This is a genomic window from Sphingomonas sp. GM_Shp_2 (assembly GCF_026540875.1).
Taxonomy (GTDB): Bacteria; Pseudomonadota; Alphaproteobacteria; order Sphingomonadales; family Sphingomonadaceae; genus Sphingomonas; species Sphingomonas carotinifaciens.
Genome location: NZ_JALNUQ010000011.1, coordinates 79,373 through 94,777, shown reverse-complemented (window position 1 = coordinate 94,777; position 15,405 = coordinate 79,373). Strand labels below are relative to the sequence as shown.

Genomic DNA, 15,405 nt, shown 5'->3' with positions numbered 1-15,405 from the left:
GGCATCATCGCGGGGTGCGCGTTGCGGGCGATCCTGTCGGCTTCCACCCGGCTGGCGGAAAGGACGTGCGTCCTCGCGGCGTTCGGGACGCGCTGATCGGTCCGAGCGCTGACCTTCCGGCCGGCGCGACGGGCGAGCTTCGTCACGCCGATCGGGGCGCGTCGATCGCTCGGTTCGCGGACCCTCTGGACGGTAGGAGGGGCGGGCACCGTCGCGCGCGCCATATTCGGTTCGCGGGCTTTCTGAGCGGCGTGGGGGACGGGCGTCCTGCCCGCGTCCGGGGCGTGCGGAACGCTCGGCGCGCGCAGCCTCCGGGCGGCGCGGCGGTCGTGCGTCGTCGCGAGGCGCGGGGCGGGCGGTGGGACGGGAGGGGCGATCCTGTCGCGGCGTTTCGCGGGTCCGGGCGGGGCGCGCATCCTCGCGGCGGCCGGGCGCGGGCGCGCGCGCTTCCTCGTCCTCGGGAACGCCGCCCTTCAGGGTCTTGCGGAAGGCGACCAGATCATGCTGCAAAACCTCGCCGATACCCTTGATCGGCAGGTCGCCGAGCAGGAACGGGCCATAGCGGGTGCGGATAAGGCGGCTGACCTGAAGCCCCAGATGCTCGAGAACGCGGCGGACCTCGCGGTTCTTGCCTTCGGTCAGGGTCATCTCGATCCAGACATTGGCTCCGGTGCGACGTTCGAGATTGGCGTCGATCGACCCGTAGCGAATGCCGTCGATCTCGATCCCCTCGCTCAATTCCTCAAGCTGGGCCTGGGTGATGTCGCCATAGGCGCGTGCGCGGTACGTGCGCTCGACGCCGGTTGCGGGCAGTTCGAGCTGGCGTTTGAAGCTGCCGTCGGTGGTGAGGAGGAGGAGCCCTTCGGTATTGAGGTCGAGGCGACCGACGGGGACGAGGCGGGGCAGGTCGGGGGCCAGCGCGTCATAGATGGTCGGGCGCCCGGCGGGATCGCGTTCGGTGACCAGCAGGCCAGTCGGCTTGTGGAACAGGAACAGGCGGGTCGCCGTGGGCGCATCGACGGGATTGCCGTCCACCGTGACGCCGGACAGATTGCGCAGCAGCGTGGCCGGCGTGTCGATCACGGTGCCGTTCAACGCGACGCGTCCTTCCGCGATCATGCGCTCCACCTCTCGGCGGGAGGCGACGCCGGCGCGGGCCAGCAGCTTGGCGATACGATGTTCGGTGGCACTCATGCGGCGGCTGATACAGAAGTCCGCGCCTGCATGGAAAATATTTGCGTCGTTTCGCCAGAGCCACGCGTTAGAAACAGGAACGAAACGAGAAGCGAGTCGTCGGGCAGGATATGGTGTTCGGGCGGAAAAAGCGAAAGATCGTGCGGCTTCTCGTGGTGGAGGACGAGCCCCTCGTGGCGTTCGACACCGAGCATCTGCTGTCGGATGCCGCCTATGAAATCGTGAAAACGGTGGATACGGTCGCGGGTGCGGTGGACGTGCTGCACGCCGAAGAGGCGATCGACCTCGTTTTGGCCGACGTCAGGCTGGCCGATGGGTCCGGGCTGGACGTGGCACGCGCCGCCCATGCGCGGGGTGTGCCGGTGTTGTTCGTGACGGGCAGTTTTCCGGAGGAGGCGATCGCCTTTGCAGCCGGCTATCTGGCGAAGCCCTATGCGCAGCGCGATCTGCTCAACGCGATTGCGGCGATCGACTCGTCGCTGAGCGGTGAAAGGCCGGGGCGCCTGCCGGCGGGTTTCCAGTTGTTCGCCGTGGCGGTGCCGGCACCCACCAACACGTCGCTTTGAATTCGCGCAAATCCCGCTAGGGTCCGCCCGGATCAGCGGCGGAGTATGTGGACGGATGGAAAGCAGGACCTGGTGGGACGGCGTGCGCCCCTATACGGAGCGGCAGCCGATCGCGGCGTTCCTGTTGGGTATGTCCTCCGGCTTTCCCTATGCGATGATCGGCGCGACGTTGACCACGCGGCTGGCACAGGACGGGATCGACAAGAAGACGGTCACCGCGTTCAGCCTGGCGTTTCTCGTCTATAACCTGAAGTTCCTGTGGGCGTGGATCGTTGACGGCGTGCGCCTGCCGTTCCTGAGCCGGTTGGGGCAGCGTGTATCCTGGCTGATCGTCGCGGGGGTGCTGGTGATCGCCGCGGTGATCAATCTCGCCCTGGTCGATCCCCGGGCCGATATCCAGGCAACGGCGATCGCGGCGATCTTCGTGGGGCTGGCCGGGGCGACGTTCGACATCGTGATCGACGCCTATCGGATCGAGATACTGGAACCCCGGCAACTGGGCGTCGGATCGGGAATGAGCCAATATGGCTGGCGGATCGGCTCCGCAGGCGCCGGCGCGCTGGCCCTGGTGGTGGCGGAGCGGGCCGGATGGTCGTCGGCCTATCTGGCCTGTGCCATCTTTGCCCTGCCGGCGATGGTCACCGGCCTATGGCTGCGCGAACCGCAACGCTATCGCGCGCCCGTCGAGCGGCGCGGCATGGGGGAGGCGATCCGGGCCGTCTGGGGACCGTTCGTGCAGTTCTTCGCGCGGCCCGGCGCGATCGTCGTGCTGGTGTTCATCCTGGTGCACAAGGTCGGCGACACGCTGGCCAATCTGACGCTGAGGCTGTTGTTCGACGATCTGGGGTTCACCGGTGACGAGATCGCGTTCTACGACGTGTTCGTCGGCTTCTGGGCCTATCTGATCGGCATCTTCATCGGCGGCATTCTGTATGCGCGACTGGGCCTGAAGCGGTCCGTCCTGCTGGCGCTGGTGCTGATGGCGGTTTCGAACCTGAGCTTTGCGGCACTGGCTGCGGCGGGGCATTTCAACCTTGGCATGGCATCGGCAATCGGGTTCGAGAACATCGCGAGCGGCTATGGCGGCGTCGTCGTGATCGCCTATTTCTCCGCATTGTGCGATCTGCGTTTCACCGCGGCGCAGTTCGCGTTGATCTCGGCGGCGGCGAGCGTCGTCGGGCGGGTGGCGACCGGCACGACCGCCGGCGCGCTGGTCGAGCGGTTCGGCTATGTCGACTTCTACCTGCTGACCACCGTGCTGGCGCTGCCGGGCGTGGCGCTGTTCTGGTGGATGAGCCGGTCGGGGCTGGTGGACCGGTCGATCGGCAGTGCGGGCACCGCCGGCGAGGGCGATGCCCGCGAGGGTGCCGCGCCGCTTACATGACGATCGGTCGGCCGTCGTCGGCAAAGGCGGCGGCGACCGCGGCGGCGCTGGCGAGGACGGCATCGACCCGCCGGATGCCGAGCAGGTCGCTCATCAGATAATGCGCCTTTTCCGGCTCGACCTCGACACGGGCGAGAACGGTCAGGAGGGCGGATTCGGCCGGCGTCATGCGGGCGCAGCAGCATGGTGCGATGGCGATCTGGCCGGTGGCGCTGCCGGCCAGATCGGCCATCAGCGTGCGGGTCAGGACGAGCGGGCGGCGAAAGCCCTGTCCGAAGGCGGTGAACAGCGTGTGGGCGGCACGGGCGTCGGCCAGGCCATGTGCGCCCATTCGCCGCATGGCGAACAGCGCGATCCGCGCGTTGGGGCAGCCGGGTAAGGCGTGCGGCAGAACGGTGGCGACGGTGGCGGTGGCTTCAGTCATGGCACGACTCCGTGGTGTGGAGGACACCGTCGCGCGTGCGTTATTGCAAGTCAATAGCAACTGATCGTCAGTCGGGCGGTTGATCGTTCGCGGCGAGCACTTCACCGGCCAGATAGAGGGAGCCGGCGATAAGCGTGGTCACCGGCGTTCCGAAATGAACGGCAATCCGGTCGAGGGCTATCGCCGGATTGGGGGCTGCCTCCGCGCTCAGCCCCAACATCTGGGCCTGCGCGACCAGATCGGCCGGCGCATGATGGTCATGATCGGGCACCGGGATGGCCACGACATGCTGCACCTCGGCACCCAGGGTGGCGAGAACGGGGCCTGCATCCTTGTTGGCGAGCATGCCGATGACGAGCGCGGTCGGGCGACCTTCCCGACGCTGGCACAGCGCCCGGGCGACGGGAAGCGCGGCGGAAGGGTTATGCGCGCCGTCCAGCCAGCAGGCGGAGCCGAGCGGCAGGCGGGCGGTCAGCGGCCCATGCTCCAGCCGCTGCATGCGGGCCGGCCAATGCGCCCAGTCGGCGGCGGCGCGCATGGCGGCCTCTGGGATGTTGAGGGCGCCCTGGTGGCGCAGCATGGCGAGGGCAAGGGCATAGTTGCGGGATTGGTGGGGGCCGGCGAGGCGCGGTCTGTTGGCGACGAGCGAGAAGCCGGGTTCGGTGTAGCGCACGGTGGTGCGGGCGGACTGGCTGGTCCAGGCGCGCCGCCGGGCGGCAACGGGGGCGCCGACGGACGTGGCGACATCGGCGACGATGCGGCGGATGGGGGCGGGATAGTCCATGGTGACGAGGGGAACGCCCGCCTTGGCAATGCCGGCCTTTTCGGCAGCGATCTGTTCGAGGCGGTCGCCCAGAAACGCCTGGTGGTCGAGGCCGAGTGCGGCGATGCCGCAAACCGCGGGTGCGGGAATGACGTTGGTCGCGTCGAGCCGGCCGCCGAGCCCGACCTCGACGATCGTCGCGGCGGCCGGGGTGCGCGCAAAGGCGAGGAAGGCGGCGGCCGTCGTCACCTCGAAGAAGCTGGCGCCGATCCCGTCGGCGTGATCCAGAACCTCGGCAAGCAGGGCCGCGAGCGCCTCGTCCTCGATCAGGCGGCCGGCGAGGCGGATGCGTTCGTTGAAGCGGACGAGGTGCGGGCTGGCATAGACATGGACGCTATACCCCGCCGCCTCGATCGCGGAGCGCAGGAAGGCGCAGGTCGACCCCTTGCCGTTGGTGCCCGCCACATGGAAGACGGGCGGCATGTGGTGGTGCGGATCGCCCAGCCGCGAGAGCAGCCGGGTGACCCGGTCCAGCCCCAATATGTCCGCGCCGGGCGACAGCGACCAGAGGCGGTCGAGCTGTTCCTGCACGGCGGGATCGGTGGAGCGGGCATGGTCGGCCATGGGGCCCCCTGGGTTCAGGCGGCCCGGGCGGCGGGCGCGAGATAGCCGATCACGGTTGCGAGCTGCTGGCGCAGGTCGCGGCGGTGGACGACCATGTCGATCAGGCCGTGGTCGAGATAATATTCCGAGGTCTGGAAATCATCGGGCAGCTTCTCGCGGATCGTGTTCTCGATGACGCGGCGGCCGGTAAAGGCCAGCGTCGCCTTGGGCTCGGCGATCTGGATGTCGCCCAGCATTGCATAGGCCGCCATCACGCCGCCCGAGGTGGGATCGGTCAGCACGACGATATAGGGCAGGCCGGCATCATGCAGCATCTGGATGGCGACGGTGGTGCGCGGCATCTGCATCAGGCTGAGAATGCCCTCCTGCATGCGCGCGCCGCCCGAGGCGGTGAAGATGACATAGGGGCAGGCATCGGCGATCGCCGCCTCGACCCCGCGGACGAATGCCTCGCCCACGGCCAGGCCCATCGATCCGCCCATGAAGGCGAAGTCCTGCACGCCGACCACGGCCTTGTGGCCTTCGATGGTACCCCGGGCATTGACCAGCGCATCGGCCTCCTGCGCGCCGGTACGCGCGGTCTTCAGGCGATCGGTATAGCGCTTGGTGTCGCGGAACTTGAGCGGATCCTCGGGCACCTTGGGCGCGGGAAGCTCGTTGCAGCTTCCCTCGTCGAAAATGTGTTGGAAGCGCGCCTTGGGACCGATGCGTTCGTGGTGATCGCATTTGGGGCAGACGTGGAGATTGTCCTCAAGCTCCTTGGTGAAGATCATCTGCCCGCACCCCTTGCACTTGTGCCAGAGATTGTCGGGCGTTTCCCGCTTGGCGACGAAGGGGATGACGTTGCGGACGCTGTTGAGCCAGCTCATGCGGAAACCTTTCGAGCGGACGCCAGGGCGTCGGCCAGAGACGTGATATAGGCGGTGACGGGCGCGGGCGCATCCGCGCCGTGCCGTGCCACCAGATCGACGATCGCGGAGCCGACGACGACGCCGTCGGCGACGCGCGCGACCGCCGCGGCCTGATCGGGGGTGCGGATGCCGAAGCCGACCGCGACGGGCAGGTCGGTCTGCCCCTTCAACCGCGCGACCGCGTCCTCGATCGAGGCTTGCGCCGCCTGTTGCAACCCGGTGATCCCGGCGACCGAGACATAATAGAGGAACCCGCCGGCCCCCTCCAGCACCGCAGGCAGGCGCCGTGCGTCGGTGGTCGGCGTGGCGAGGCGGATGGGGGCGACGCCGTGCGCACGCAGCGAGGAGCCGAGCGCCTCGTCCTCCTCGGCCGGAATGTCGACGCAGATCACCCCGTCGACGCCCGCCGCGGCGCAGGCCTGGCCAAACCAGTCGGACCCGCGGCGCAGCATGGGATTGGCATAGCCCATCAACACGAGCGGCACATGCGGGTGACGCGCGCGAAACTCGGTCGCGATGGCGAGGATATGCGCGGTGCGCGTGCCCGCGGCGAGGCTGCGGATGTTGGCGGCCTGGATCGCCGGGCCGTCGGCCATCGGATCGGTAAAGGGCATGCCGAGTTCGATGACGTCGGCACCGCCGGCCACCAGCGCGTCGAGGATCGCGGGCGTGGCGGCGGGCGTCGGATCGCCCGCGGTGACGAAGGCGACGAGCGCGGCGCGGTTCTCCGCAGCGGCCCTGGCGAAGGTGTCGGCCAGCCGGGTCATATCGCCACCCCGAGCGCGTCGGCGACGGTGAAGATATCCTTGTCGCCGCGACCGCACAGATTGGCGAGGATCACCTTGTCGCGCGGCATGCTGCGCGCCGCCTTGGCCACGGCGGCGATGGCGTGGGACGGCTCCAGCGCGGGGATGATGCCCTCGGTCCGGCAGAGAAGCTGGAAGGCGTCCAGCGCCTCCTTGTCGGTGATCGCGGTATAGTCGACGCGGCCAATATCCTTCAGCCAGGCATGTTCCGGACCGATGCCGGGATAGTCGAGCCCGGCCGAGATCGAATGCGCCTCGGCAATCTGGCCGTCCTCGTCCTGTAGCAGATAGGTCTTGTTGCCGTGGAGAACGCCGGGGAAGCCGCCGGCAAGGCTCGCGGCGTGCTTGGCCTCCAGCCCCTCGCCCGCCGCCTCGACGCCGAGCATCTTCACATCGCTGTCGTCGAGGAAGGGGTGGAACAGGCCGATCGCGTTCGACCCGCCGCCGATCGCGGCGACCAGCAGGTCGGGCAGGCGGCCGGTGCGCGCCAGCATCTGTTCGCGCGCCTCGCGCCCGATCACGCTTTGAAAATCGCGAACGAGTTCGGGATAGGGATGCGGACCGGCGGCGGTGCCGATGATGTAGAAGGTGTCGTGGACGTTGGCGACCCAGTCGCGCATCGCCTCGTTCATCGCGTCCTTCAGCGTGTGCGCGCCGGACTGGACGGGCTTCACCTCGGCGCCGAGCAGCTTCATGCGGAAGACGTTGGGCTGCTGCCGCTCGACGTCCTTGGCGCCCATGTAGATGACGCAAGGGAGGCCGAAGCGCGCGCAGACGGTGGCGGTGGCGACGCCGTGCTGGCCGGCGCCCGTCTCGGCTATGATCCGGGTCTTGCCCATGCGGATCGCGAGCAGGATCTGGCCGATGCAGTTGTTGATCTTGTGCGCGCCGGTATGGTTCAGCTCGTCGCGCTTGAACCAGACCTGTGCGCCCAGGCCCTCGGCCGCGCCGGTGCGCAGCGCCTCGGTCAGGCGCTCGGCATAGTAGAGCGGGCTGGGGCGGCCGACATAATGTTCGAGCAGGTCGTCGAACTGCGCCTGAAACGCCGGATCAGCCTTGGCTGCGCGATATTCGCGGTCGAGATCCAGGATCAGCGGCATCAACGTCTCGGCGACGTAGCGGCCACCATAGTCGCCGAAATGCCCGCGATCGTCGGGCTGGGCGCGGAAGGAGTTTGGCGCGGTCATGGGGCCGCGCTTTAGCACCATGGCGGCCGGTGTCGAGATTGCATCCTGCGCCGGGCCGGCAGGATCAGAGCGATTGCACCGCCTTCAGGAAGGCGAGCACACGGCCCTTGTCCTTGACACCGGGGGCACTTTCGACGCCGGACGACACGTCGACCAGCGTCGCCGACGTACGGCGAACGGCCTCCGTCACGTTGCCGGCATCCAGACCGCCGGACAGCGCCCAGGGTAGTGGATGGCGGAAGCCTTCCAGCAGCCGCCAGTCGAAGCGCAGGCCCATGCCGCCGGGAAGCTCCGCGGTCTCCGGCGTCTTCGCGTCGTAGAGCAGGCGCGTGGCGGCACCGGCATAATGTGCGGCCTGCGCCAGATCGGCGCCGGTCTTGACCGCGACCGCGGCCCACACGTCGCGGCCGAAGGTGGCGCGGATCGCGGCGACACGGGCAGGCGAGGTCTTGTGAAGCTGGATGGCGTCGAGGCGTCCGGCCTTTACCGCGGCCTCGACCAGCGCGTCCTCCGGATCGACGAAGACACCGACCCGCTGGACATGCGTGGGCACCCGGCCGGCGAGCCCGGTCGCAGCCTCCAGCGTCAGATGGCGGGGCGAGGCGGGAAAGAAGACGAAGCCGACATGCGACGCACCGCCCGACAGGGCAGCATCCAGTGTGTCCGGCGTGGTCAGGCCGCAGATCTTGGCGGTGACGGGCACGTCAGAGGGTGGCCGCGATGGCGCGGGCGGCGGCGTCGGGATCGTCGGCCTGGGTGATCGGGCGTCCGATGACCAGGATGGAGGCGCCGGCGTCGATCGCCTGTCGCGGCGTGACGACGCGCTTCTGGTCGCCGACCGGTCCGTCGGCGGGGCGAACGCCGGGGACGACGAAGAAGCCTTTCGGCCAGGCAGCCTTTGCCGCGGCAACCTCCGCACCCGAACAGACGATGCCGTCGACGCCGGCATCATGGGCGAGTTCGGCAAGGCGCAGAACATGGTCGTGCGGGGCGCCGGTAACGCCGGTATCGGACAGGTCGGTGGCGTCGAGGCTGGTCAGCATGGTGACGGCGACGACCTTCGTGCCGGTAGGTGCGGCGGCCTTGGCGTCCTCCAGCATGGCGCGGCCGCCGCTGGCGTGGACGGTCAGGATTGCGGGTGCGATGGGGCCGAGGGCCTGTACCGCCTTGGCGACGGTGTTGGGGATGTCGTGGAGTTTGAGGTCGAGGAAGACGGGCAGGTCGAGATGCGCCATTTCGCGCACGCCGGCAGCACCATGCGCGCAGAAGAATTCCAGGCCCAGCTTGATCCCGCCGACATGATGGCGGACCCGCTTGGCTAGGGCGAGGGCGCGGGACAGATCGGGGGTGTCGATCGCGACATAGATGCGGTTGCTCATCGCGGTCAGATCGCCGTGCCGGGCTTATCGATCGACATCGCCAGCGGGGTGGCGGGTTCGGCCACCGGTTCGGTCGCGGCGACGACGCTGCTGCGCAAGTCGGTCAGGTTGCGCTCGGCCGTCGCGAGGCGCTGGCGCAGGCGCCAGCGGACGGCGTGTTGCCAGATGAGGGTGGGCACGAGGCCGAGGAGAAAGGTGACGAAGAGGAGGACCGGCAGGTTCACGTCGGCGATCAGCCCGCCGACCAGCCGGATCGGCACGGTGGTCCAGTTGCCCATGGTGAACGCCGCGGCGAGAAACGCCAGCAGACACCAGAACAGGATCTTCAGGAACTGCATGCGGGTCCTCGGGTAACGATACTCATGCCGAGGTCTAGCCGCGATCGGGGGGCAAGGCCAGCCTTCAGCCGATCTCGCGGCGAAGCGAGGCGATAAGCGCCGGGATTGCGGTCAGCCGCGGCTCTTCCTCGTCGAGGATGGCGAGAAAGGCGGCGCGCTTGATCGCGGCGACGCGGCCCGGGCGCATGCGGATGGTGGGGGGCAGGGTGGACACGGTGATGTCGATCATCCGCTCCGCGCCGTGGAGGCGCCCCCACAGGTAATCGTTCTCGCGGTAGGCCCGGCTGAAGAAGGCGCCGAAGCTGTTGAACTGGATGCCCTTCAACGTTGCCTCGGCACCACCGGCGCGGATCGCGACGGCATCATCGGGCGAGATGCGATCGACCTTGACCGGATCGAACTCGTCCAGTCCCTCGCCCTGCAACAAGGGGAGCGTGGCGACGTCGAAATAGGGAAAGCCGAGATAGCTGAGCAGCAGCGTGCGACGCGGCTCGCGCGGGAGGGCGGCCAGCGCCTCGGCCAGCCGGGCGTCGGTTTCATCATCGAGGCGGCGGCAGTCGAGCGCGGTGGCGAGCGCATCCAGCAGCGGTTCGGCCTCGCCACGCCACGAGCGCACCGCGGGGCGCAGCGCCGGATGGGCGGTGCCGCGCTGCCGATCGAGATGCGCCGCCAGCGTTTCATAGATGGCGCGCCGCATTGCGGTGATCGCGGGATCGGGGGGATCCGCCTCGACCTCCGCCAGCCGCCGGGCGAGCAGGCGCAGGCGGCGGATACGAAAGCCGAGGTCGAAGCTGCGCAGGAAATCGATGATCGCGGTGTCGTCGTTCGCCAGCCGCTCGTCCAGCGCGGCGGCAAGCGCCCCGCGCATGCGTGCGCGGCGTGGCGTGCCGGTATCGCCCGCCGCCTCCGCCGCCATGGCGGCAAGGTGATCCAGAACGCCCGCACGCTTGAGATGGGCATAGGCGGCGAAACCGAAGCCCGACTTGGCGACGGCGCCGGCATGGGCACGCTGGCGCCAGGCGGCGAGGCGGGCCGGCGTGGGGCGATCGAGAAAGAAGGTGCGGCCGAACAGTTGCTCCACCTCCGCCTCCACCTCGCCGCGGATCGCAGCGACGATGCCCTGCATGCGGTCGATCCGCTCCGACCGGGCGGCGATGGCCTCCAGATTGTCGCGGATCGGCTGCTGGCGAGGAAGCTCGCTGATCGCACCGAGAATGGTCTGGAGGAAACCGGGCTCGGCGCCGCTGCCGCCCAGGCGAAACTTCGTGCCAGGCGAAGGATCGATATAGACGAAGCGCCGGTCGACCTCGCGCCGGGCCGGACGCTGCTTCAAGGCATCGATCGCGGGGCGGAAGGGTGCGTTGGCGAGCACCGATCCGTCGATCAGCACCGCGCGGTCGGCGGCGTTGGCGGCGTGATGGCGGGGCAGCACGCGGCGCAGAAAGGCGCGGCGGGTCGGCCAGCGGCTTCCGCGCGTCTCCAGCACCCGGTCCATCTCGCCTGCGCTGAATGGCGGGAAGGCGCCGGGAAAGCTGGAGGTGGCCCGCGCCGCGAAGGCGAGTTCGGCGGCGGGGGCGAGCGTGTGGACCTGTTCGCCTCCGTCGCTGAAGTCGATGACGATGCGGTGTTCGGTTTCGACGACTTCGGCCGGCGAATGGAGTTGCAGACGTTCGGGGTGGCCGGTGAAGTCGGTGACGGTGACGTAGAGATCGAGCGGTTGCCCATCGGGCAGCAGTCGGGGACCGCGCGGTGCCGCCGCCATGGCGTCGAAGGCATCGAGCAGCAGGCCGGTGAAGATGGTCCCGCCAAAGGGGGGCTCAAACCAGCGCGAGCGAACGAAATGCGACAGCTTGGCGCGAACCTCCTCGCGCGTGGTGTCGTCCAGTGCCTCCACCGAATCCGCGCTGCGGCCGGCGGCCATCCAGGCAAGGGGAAGCGCCCAGACCTTGGAGAAGCGTGACGCGGGTGCGGCGGCGGGATCGATCAACGCCTCCACATCGGCGGCCGTCAGCCAGAGATCGGTGAGCGGATCGAGCGACTGGCCGGTAGCGATGGCCTGGCCCAGGAAAATGCCGTTGATGCCGCCCGCACTGGCGCCGGCGATGATGTCGGGCAGGACGCGGATACGCCAGCCGCCCTGTTCGGCGATTTCCTCCAGCAGCGTGCGATAAACGGCGGCGCTGCCGGTGGGGGGCGGATCCCGTTCATGGAAGCCGCGGCTGGCGCGGGCGAGGTGCCAGATCTCCTTGGTGATGCCGTGCATGTAAACGGCAAGACTGATGCCGCCATAGCAGACGAGTGCGAGGCGAAGCTCCTTTTCGCGCATCACCCGCGACGCATCATGCGGGCACCAGATTGGCCCAGATGGGCAGGTGATCGGATGCCTTGCGCGAGGCCGGGCTGAGATGCACGCCGCATTCGGCGATGCGCAGATCGGCCGACACCATGATCCGGTCGAGCCGCCCGATCGGCCGCCGCGCGTGGAAGCTGGGACCCGTGCCGGCAAAGGCGAAGTCGCGTCCGAAATCGCGCAGGCAACCTGCCGCGGCGGTCCATTCGTTCAAGTCGCCCATCATGACGGTCGGCAACCGGTCCGGATAGGCATCGACATGGTTCAGGATCGCCGCGGCCTGACGACGGCGCCACAGACCGGACAGGTCGAGATGCATGCCGATGACGCGCAGATGCGTGTCCCGACACCGGATCTCCGCCACCACCGCGCCGCGCGGTTCGAGCGCGGGCAGGTGGATCGCCTCGTGATGACGGATCTCGGCCTGCTTGCGCACAAGGATGGCGTTGCCATGCCAGCCCATCGACAGGGCACGCATGCCGAACTGGACCGGCTTCCAGTCGCTATGTTCGGCCAGAAGATGGAGCGGGAGGACGCCTTCGCGCGTGCCGAAGCGGCGATCGGCCTCCTGCAGCGCGATCACATCGGCGTCCACCTCGCGCAGGACCTCCAGGATCCGCTCCGGATTGCGCCGCCGGTCGGTGCCGATCCCCTTGCGCATATTGTAGCTGGCGACTTTTATCATTCCGGGTGGGTAACGCCGGAATATGGTGCCGGTTGCAGGGATCGAACCCGCGACCTTCGGTTTACAAAGTCTCGGACCGTTTTCGCACGGGGCAGTTGTAACGTCTCGGGAAGGCGGCGGTGCGTCATCCGCGCTCTGCTTCGGACCGCGGTTCGTGTGCCCCGCGCTGTGCCACCATCGACTTGGCGGTGCGTGCCTGTTCGGGGGTCAGGAACGCCAGATATCGCTCAGTAACGGTGATCGTGCCGTGGCCCAGCTCGCCTTGCAGGTCGTAGACCGAGCCGCGACCATGGCGGAGATATTCCACGGCAAACAGGTGGCGGAAATCGTGGTGGCTGAAGCGGTGGAACTCGACCCCTTCCTGTGCCGCCTTGCGTGCCACCCGGCGCATGTATCCGCCGATCCGGGACGAGACGCCGGCGATCTGCTCGCCCTTGCCCTGCCAGAACACCCAGGGCTTGCCGATGTAGCGCGGCTGGCGGTCGAGGATCGCCTCCGTCTTTGCCGTCAGCGGGACGACGCGGGTCTTGCTGCCCTTGCCGCATGCGACCGTCAGCGTGCGGCCGGCTCGGTCGACCGCGGTGTGGCGGAGCTGGATCGCCTCGTCGAGGCGCAGGCCCGCCTCCCGCGTCAACTCGCACAGGTCGCGGATGCGATCGGGAAGCGCGGCGAACACCATCGCGACCGAGGCATCGTCCGGCAGCACGATCCGCACCGTCCGCTCGGGCGCAATCCGGCGCAGGTTGAGCGCGGCGACCGGGTTTTCGGGTATCCAGCCCTCGTCGGCCGCGTGGTTCAGCACGCTGCCGAGCGCGGTCAGGTCGCGCCGAATTGTCGCGTTCTTCACCCCGGCGCGGCGGCGCGACTTCACCACCTCCTTCAGCACGTCGACGGTGACCGCCTGGATAGCCAGCGGATCGAAGAAGCTGCGCAACTGGCGCAGGCTGCACGCGTAGCGGGCAAAGGTGCGCTCGGCGAGATTGCCCTGTACCGCCTCGGACCAGGACACGACCGCCGCCGGCCAGGCGACCGGCCCGACGATGCCGAACCGAGCCTTGTCCTCGATCTCCTCTTTCAGCGCTGCCAGTCGCTTCACCGCGATCCGCTCAGAACGCGTTCGTAGGCTTTCGCGGTATTCCTCCCCGTTGACCTTGAAACGCGCCCAAAAGATGCCGGCGCGGAGGTAGAGATTTTTCGGCATGAAGACCTCGTGGTGCGGGTGACCCAAGCGCGCAGCTCGGCAACGGCGAAGAGCCACCGGCCGGCCGGCTTGGACGCGCCGGGAATCGATGGCGCGAGGCTCTGGAGGGTGCGGCGGCTCATGCCGGTGATCAACACCGCGTCCGCGATGCCGACGCGCTCGGCCTGCCCGATCATGCGTGGAGACCCGCACCGTTCGCCACCCTCGCCGCGACCAGGCGCTCCTCCAGCGCCAGGCCGCGGATCGCGGCGGCGGCATCGGCGGCGGCCGCGATCTGGAGCGCCGGGTCCGGCAGGAATGCGCGCACGCGCTTCAGCACGTCGCTGCCGGCGGCGGCGGGATCGCCCCTCGTCACGTCGACGATCGACGAGACCATGCGCAAGTGCACGGCCATTTCCTCCAGCTTGCGGGCGGCATGATCAAGCGCCTCCGCCTTGGTCAGCAGCACCGGCGGCGCGGGAAAGCGCGGGTCCGCGCTCACAGCCCCACCATGTCGCGCAGCAGGCCGGCCATGCCCGGGGGATCGATGATGCAGGCGATGACGGTGGCGCACAGGAAGCCGGCAACGGTCAGCTTGCCGAGGGTGGTGCTGTCCAGGCGCGGATCGATTTGGGCCGGGTAGGGGCGGCAGCGCCAGCAGGTACAGTCCATGCTGTGGATGCCGGCCGGGGCGGGCCAGTCGGAGGCGTCGTGGATTTTCACGGCTTTGTCTCCCGAAGAGCGGTGCGGATGACTTCCAGGCTCCAGGTCTGGAGCCAGCAGGCGAGGGCGACCGCGCCGGTCGCGGCCTGCGCATGCCCGAAGAGCAGGCAGGCCAGCGCGATGCCGATCAGGATCGTCGCGGCAAGGTGGGCGCGGCTGATCAGGCTCACGCGGCGGCGAGCCCGGTGACCGGCGGCGGCGGCACGATCGGTGGCGATGCCTTTGCCGCGCAGGCGGAGCAGAGCGCGGGGGCCGCCCACTCGCACGGTCCGCCATGCTGCTCGACGCAGGCGTCCTGCTCCGAGCAGGCGCAGATCGCACACAGGGGCGGCGCCTGGTCGATCAGGCGGGCCTGTAGCGCGCAAAGCTTGACCAGCACGTCCCAGTCGAATGGAAACGCGATCTGGAGCGCCAGCGCGACGTCGATCGACACGGGTACGATGCCCTGCTCGATCGCGGCGATCCATTCGCCGCGGATGCGGGCGCAGACGCTCGGCACCGTCTGGGTGACGAGGCTGACCTCGTCGAGCGTCAGTCCGGCAGCCTCGCGGCGCAGGCGCAGATAGATGCCCGGCGTCACCGGCGGGCGGCCGTCATGTCGATCACCACGCCCGGCGCGGCGATCTCGATCGCGGTGCGCAGGTCAAGGACCGCATGCGCGAGGCTGGCCGCGACCTGGTTCAGTTGTCGCGCCGCGATGGTGTGTTCGGGCAGATCCATGACGTGGTGCAGCGGCAGCAACCCCTCGACCCGCTGGCGCACGCGGCGCAGCTCGGCGAGCAGCAGGGACATTTCATCGAGATCGAGGAGGTTCACGGCGGGTGGGCCTTGGGCAGCACGAAGCCGCTCCGCCGATCACGGTGAACGGCGGGCGGCTGGCGTGACGATGTG

Annotated in this window: 20 protein-coding genes; 2 read left to right on the top strand and 18 right to left on the bottom strand. The window is 68.9% G+C overall.

The features are described from left to right. On the bottom strand, window positions 1-1,194 hold a 1,194-nt coding region (locus tag OXR08_RS06495), incomplete at its 3' end, for a pseudouridine synthase (protein ID WP_267348760.1). A gap of 110 nt (window positions 1,195-1,304) precedes the next feature. On the opposite strand from OXR08_RS06495, the gene OXR08_RS06490 reads away from it, so the two are divergent. Both OXR08_RS06490 and OXR08_RS06485 read left to right on the top strand, forming a co-directional pair. After that, a complete protein-coding gene (locus tag OXR08_RS06490; protein WP_267348758.1) occupies window positions 1,305-1,760 on the top strand; it encodes a response regulator in 456 nt (151 codons plus the stop codon). A gap of 55 nt (window positions 1,761-1,815) precedes the next feature. Further along, on the top strand, window positions 1,816-3,144 hold the full coding sequence (locus OXR08_RS06485) for an MFS transporter (RefSeq protein WP_267348756.1): 1,329 nt from the start codon (window positions 1,816-1,818) through the stop codon (window positions 3,142-3,144). On the opposite strand, the gene OXR08_RS06480 is transcribed toward OXR08_RS06485, so the two are convergent. From OXR08_RS06480 to OXR08_RS06400, 17 genes are all read right to left on the bottom strand, one after another. Continuing rightward, window positions 3,137-3,568 (bottom strand): DUF6628 family protein, encoded by a 432-nt coding sequence (locus tag OXR08_RS06480; RefSeq protein ID WP_149682948.1) that lies wholly within the window; start codon window positions 3,566-3,568, stop codon window positions 3,137-3,139. The genes OXR08_RS06485 and OXR08_RS06480 overlap by 8 nt on opposite strands. A 67-nt stretch (window positions 3,569-3,635) precedes the next feature. Beyond that, window positions 3,636-4,955 carry a bifunctional folylpolyglutamate synthase/dihydrofolate synthase gene (locus OXR08_RS06475; protein WP_267348752.1) on the bottom strand — a complete coding sequence of 440 codons (1,320 nt, stop codon included), beginning with the start codon at window positions 4,953-4,955 and terminating at the stop codon, window positions 3,636-3,638. A gap of 14 nt (window positions 4,956-4,969) precedes the next feature. After that, on the bottom strand, window positions 4,970-5,824 hold the full coding sequence (gene accD / locus OXR08_RS06470; RefSeq protein ID WP_267348750.1) for an acetyl-CoA carboxylase, carboxyltransferase subunit beta: 855 nt from the start codon (window positions 5,822-5,824) through the stop codon (window positions 4,970-4,972). Next, a complete protein-coding gene (gene trpA, locus OXR08_RS06465; protein WP_267348748.1) occupies window positions 5,821-6,633 on the bottom strand; it encodes a tryptophan synthase subunit alpha in 813 nt (270 codons plus the stop codon). The genes accD and trpA overlap by 4 nt, the downstream gene beginning before the upstream one ends. Further along, complete coding sequence (gene trpB, locus OXR08_RS06460; RefSeq protein WP_267348746.1) at window positions 6,630-7,859, bottom strand: tryptophan synthase subunit beta; 1,230 nt, start codon at window positions 7,857-7,859, stop codon at window positions 6,630-6,632. Before trpB ends, trpA begins: the two co-directional genes overlap by 4 nt. A 64-nt stretch (window positions 7,860-7,923) precedes the next feature. After that, window positions 7,924-8,562: a phosphoribosylanthranilate isomerase gene (locus tag OXR08_RS06455; protein WP_267348744.1), complete on the bottom strand. Its 639-nt coding sequence runs from the start codon at window positions 8,560-8,562 to the stop codon at window positions 7,924-7,926. Between the two features lies 1 nt (window position 8,563). Continuing rightward, the gene (gene pyrF / locus OXR08_RS06450; protein WP_112383230.1) at window positions 8,564-9,238 is read right to left on the bottom strand and encodes an orotidine-5'-phosphate decarboxylase; all 675 of its coding nucleotides are present in this window, start codon (window positions 9,236-9,238) and stop codon (window positions 8,564-8,566) included. A gap of 5 nt (window positions 9,239-9,243) precedes the next feature. Then, window positions 9,244-9,576 (bottom strand): hypothetical protein, encoded by a 333-nt coding sequence (locus OXR08_RS06445; protein WP_112383231.1) that lies wholly within the window; start codon window positions 9,574-9,576, stop codon window positions 9,244-9,246. 64 nt (window positions 9,577-9,640) lie between these two features. Next, entirely contained in the window at window positions 9,641-11,902 is a 2,262-nt protein-coding gene (locus tag OXR08_RS06440) for a patatin-like protein (RefSeq protein ID WP_267348742.1), read from the bottom strand. A gap of 13 nt (window positions 11,903-11,915) precedes the next feature. Further along, the gene (locus OXR08_RS06435; protein WP_112383232.1) at window positions 11,916-12,611 is read right to left on the bottom strand and encodes an endonuclease/exonuclease/phosphatase family protein; all 696 of its coding nucleotides are present in this window, start codon (window positions 12,609-12,611) and stop codon (window positions 11,916-11,918) included. A 124-nt stretch (window positions 12,612-12,735) separates the two neighbouring features. Continuing rightward, window positions 12,736-13,707 (bottom strand): tyrosine-type recombinase/integrase, encoded by a 972-nt coding sequence (locus tag OXR08_RS06430; protein WP_267348739.1) that lies wholly within the window; start codon window positions 13,705-13,707, stop codon window positions 12,736-12,738. After that, the gene (locus OXR08_RS06425; protein WP_267348737.1) at window positions 13,704-13,988 is read right to left on the bottom strand and encodes a hypothetical protein; all 285 of its coding nucleotides are present in this window, start codon (window positions 13,986-13,988) and stop codon (window positions 13,704-13,706) included. Before OXR08_RS06425 ends, OXR08_RS06430 begins: the two co-directional genes overlap by 4 nt. Continuing rightward, on the bottom strand, window positions 13,985-14,293 hold the full coding sequence (locus OXR08_RS06420) for a hypothetical protein (protein ID WP_267348735.1): 309 nt from the start codon (window positions 14,291-14,293) through the stop codon (window positions 13,985-13,987). The genes OXR08_RS06425 and OXR08_RS06420 overlap by 4 nt, the downstream gene beginning before the upstream one ends. Next, a complete protein-coding gene (locus OXR08_RS06415) occupies window positions 14,290-14,514 on the bottom strand; it encodes a hypothetical protein (protein WP_267348733.1) in 225 nt (74 codons plus the stop codon). The genes OXR08_RS06420 and OXR08_RS06415 overlap by 4 nt, the downstream gene beginning before the upstream one ends. Next, a complete protein-coding gene (locus OXR08_RS06410; RefSeq protein ID WP_267348731.1) occupies window positions 14,511-14,684 on the bottom strand; it encodes a hypothetical protein in 174 nt (57 codons plus the stop codon). Before OXR08_RS06410 ends, OXR08_RS06415 begins: the two co-directional genes overlap by 4 nt. Further along, window positions 14,681-15,094, bottom strand: coding sequence for an XRE family transcriptional regulator (locus tag OXR08_RS06405; RefSeq protein WP_267348729.1), 414 nt, complete (start codon window positions 15,092-15,094; stop codon window positions 14,681-14,683). The genes OXR08_RS06410 and OXR08_RS06405 overlap by 4 nt, the downstream gene beginning before the upstream one ends. Further along, on the bottom strand, window positions 15,091-15,330 hold the full coding sequence (locus OXR08_RS06400) for a hypothetical protein (protein ID WP_267348727.1): 240 nt from the start codon (window positions 15,328-15,330) through the stop codon (window positions 15,091-15,093). The genes OXR08_RS06405 and OXR08_RS06400 overlap by 4 nt, the downstream gene beginning before the upstream one ends. Window positions 15,331-15,405 lie beyond the last annotated feature (75 nt).

What these genes read in the sequence shown, in the direction of transcription:
- accD (WP_267348750.1), bottom strand. Translation starts at nt 5,824, where the DNA reads ATGAGCTGGCTCAACAGCGTCCGCAACGTCATCCCCTTCGTCGCCAAG.
- OXR08_RS06475 (WP_267348752.1), bottom strand. Translation starts at nt 4,955, where the DNA reads ATGGCCGACCATGCCCGCTCCACCGATCCCGCCGTGCAGGAACAGCTC.
- trpB (WP_267348746.1), bottom strand. Translation starts at nt 7,859, where the DNA reads ATGACCGCGCCAAACTCCTTCCGCGCCCAGCCCGACGATCGCGGGCAT.
- OXR08_RS06490 (WP_267348758.1), top strand. Translation starts at nt 1,305, where the DNA reads ATGGTGTTCGGGCGGAAAAAGCGAAAGATCGTGCGGCTTCTCGTGGTG.
- pyrF (WP_112383230.1), bottom strand. Translation starts at nt 9,238, where the DNA reads ATGAGCAACCGCATCTATGTCGCGATCGACACCCCCGATCTGTCCCGC.
- OXR08_RS06440 (WP_267348742.1), bottom strand. Translation starts at nt 11,902, where the DNA reads ATGCGCGAAAAGGAGCTTCGCCTCGCACTCGTCTGCTATGGCGGCATC.
- OXR08_RS06445 (WP_112383231.1), bottom strand. Translation starts at nt 9,576, where the DNA reads ATGCAGTTCCTGAAGATCCTGTTCTGGTGTCTGCTGGCGTTTCTCGCC.
- OXR08_RS06425 (WP_267348737.1), bottom strand. Translation starts at nt 13,988, where the DNA reads ATGATCGGGCAGGCCGAGCGCGTCGGCATCGCGGACGCGGTGTTGATC.
- OXR08_RS06485 (WP_267348756.1), top strand. Translation starts at nt 1,816, where the DNA reads ATGGAAAGCAGGACCTGGTGGGACGGCGTGCGCCCCTATACGGAGCGG.
- OXR08_RS06480 (WP_149682948.1), bottom strand. Translation starts at nt 3,568, where the DNA reads ATGACTGAAGCCACCGCCACCGTCGCCACCGTTCTGCCGCACGCCTTA.
- OXR08_RS06435 (WP_112383232.1), bottom strand. Translation starts at nt 12,611, where the DNA reads ATGATAAAAGTCGCCAGCTACAATATGCGCAAGGGGATCGGCACCGAC.
- trpA (WP_267348748.1), bottom strand. Translation starts at nt 6,633, where the DNA reads ATGACCCGGCTGGCCGACACCTTCGCCAGGGCCGCTGCGGAGAACCGC.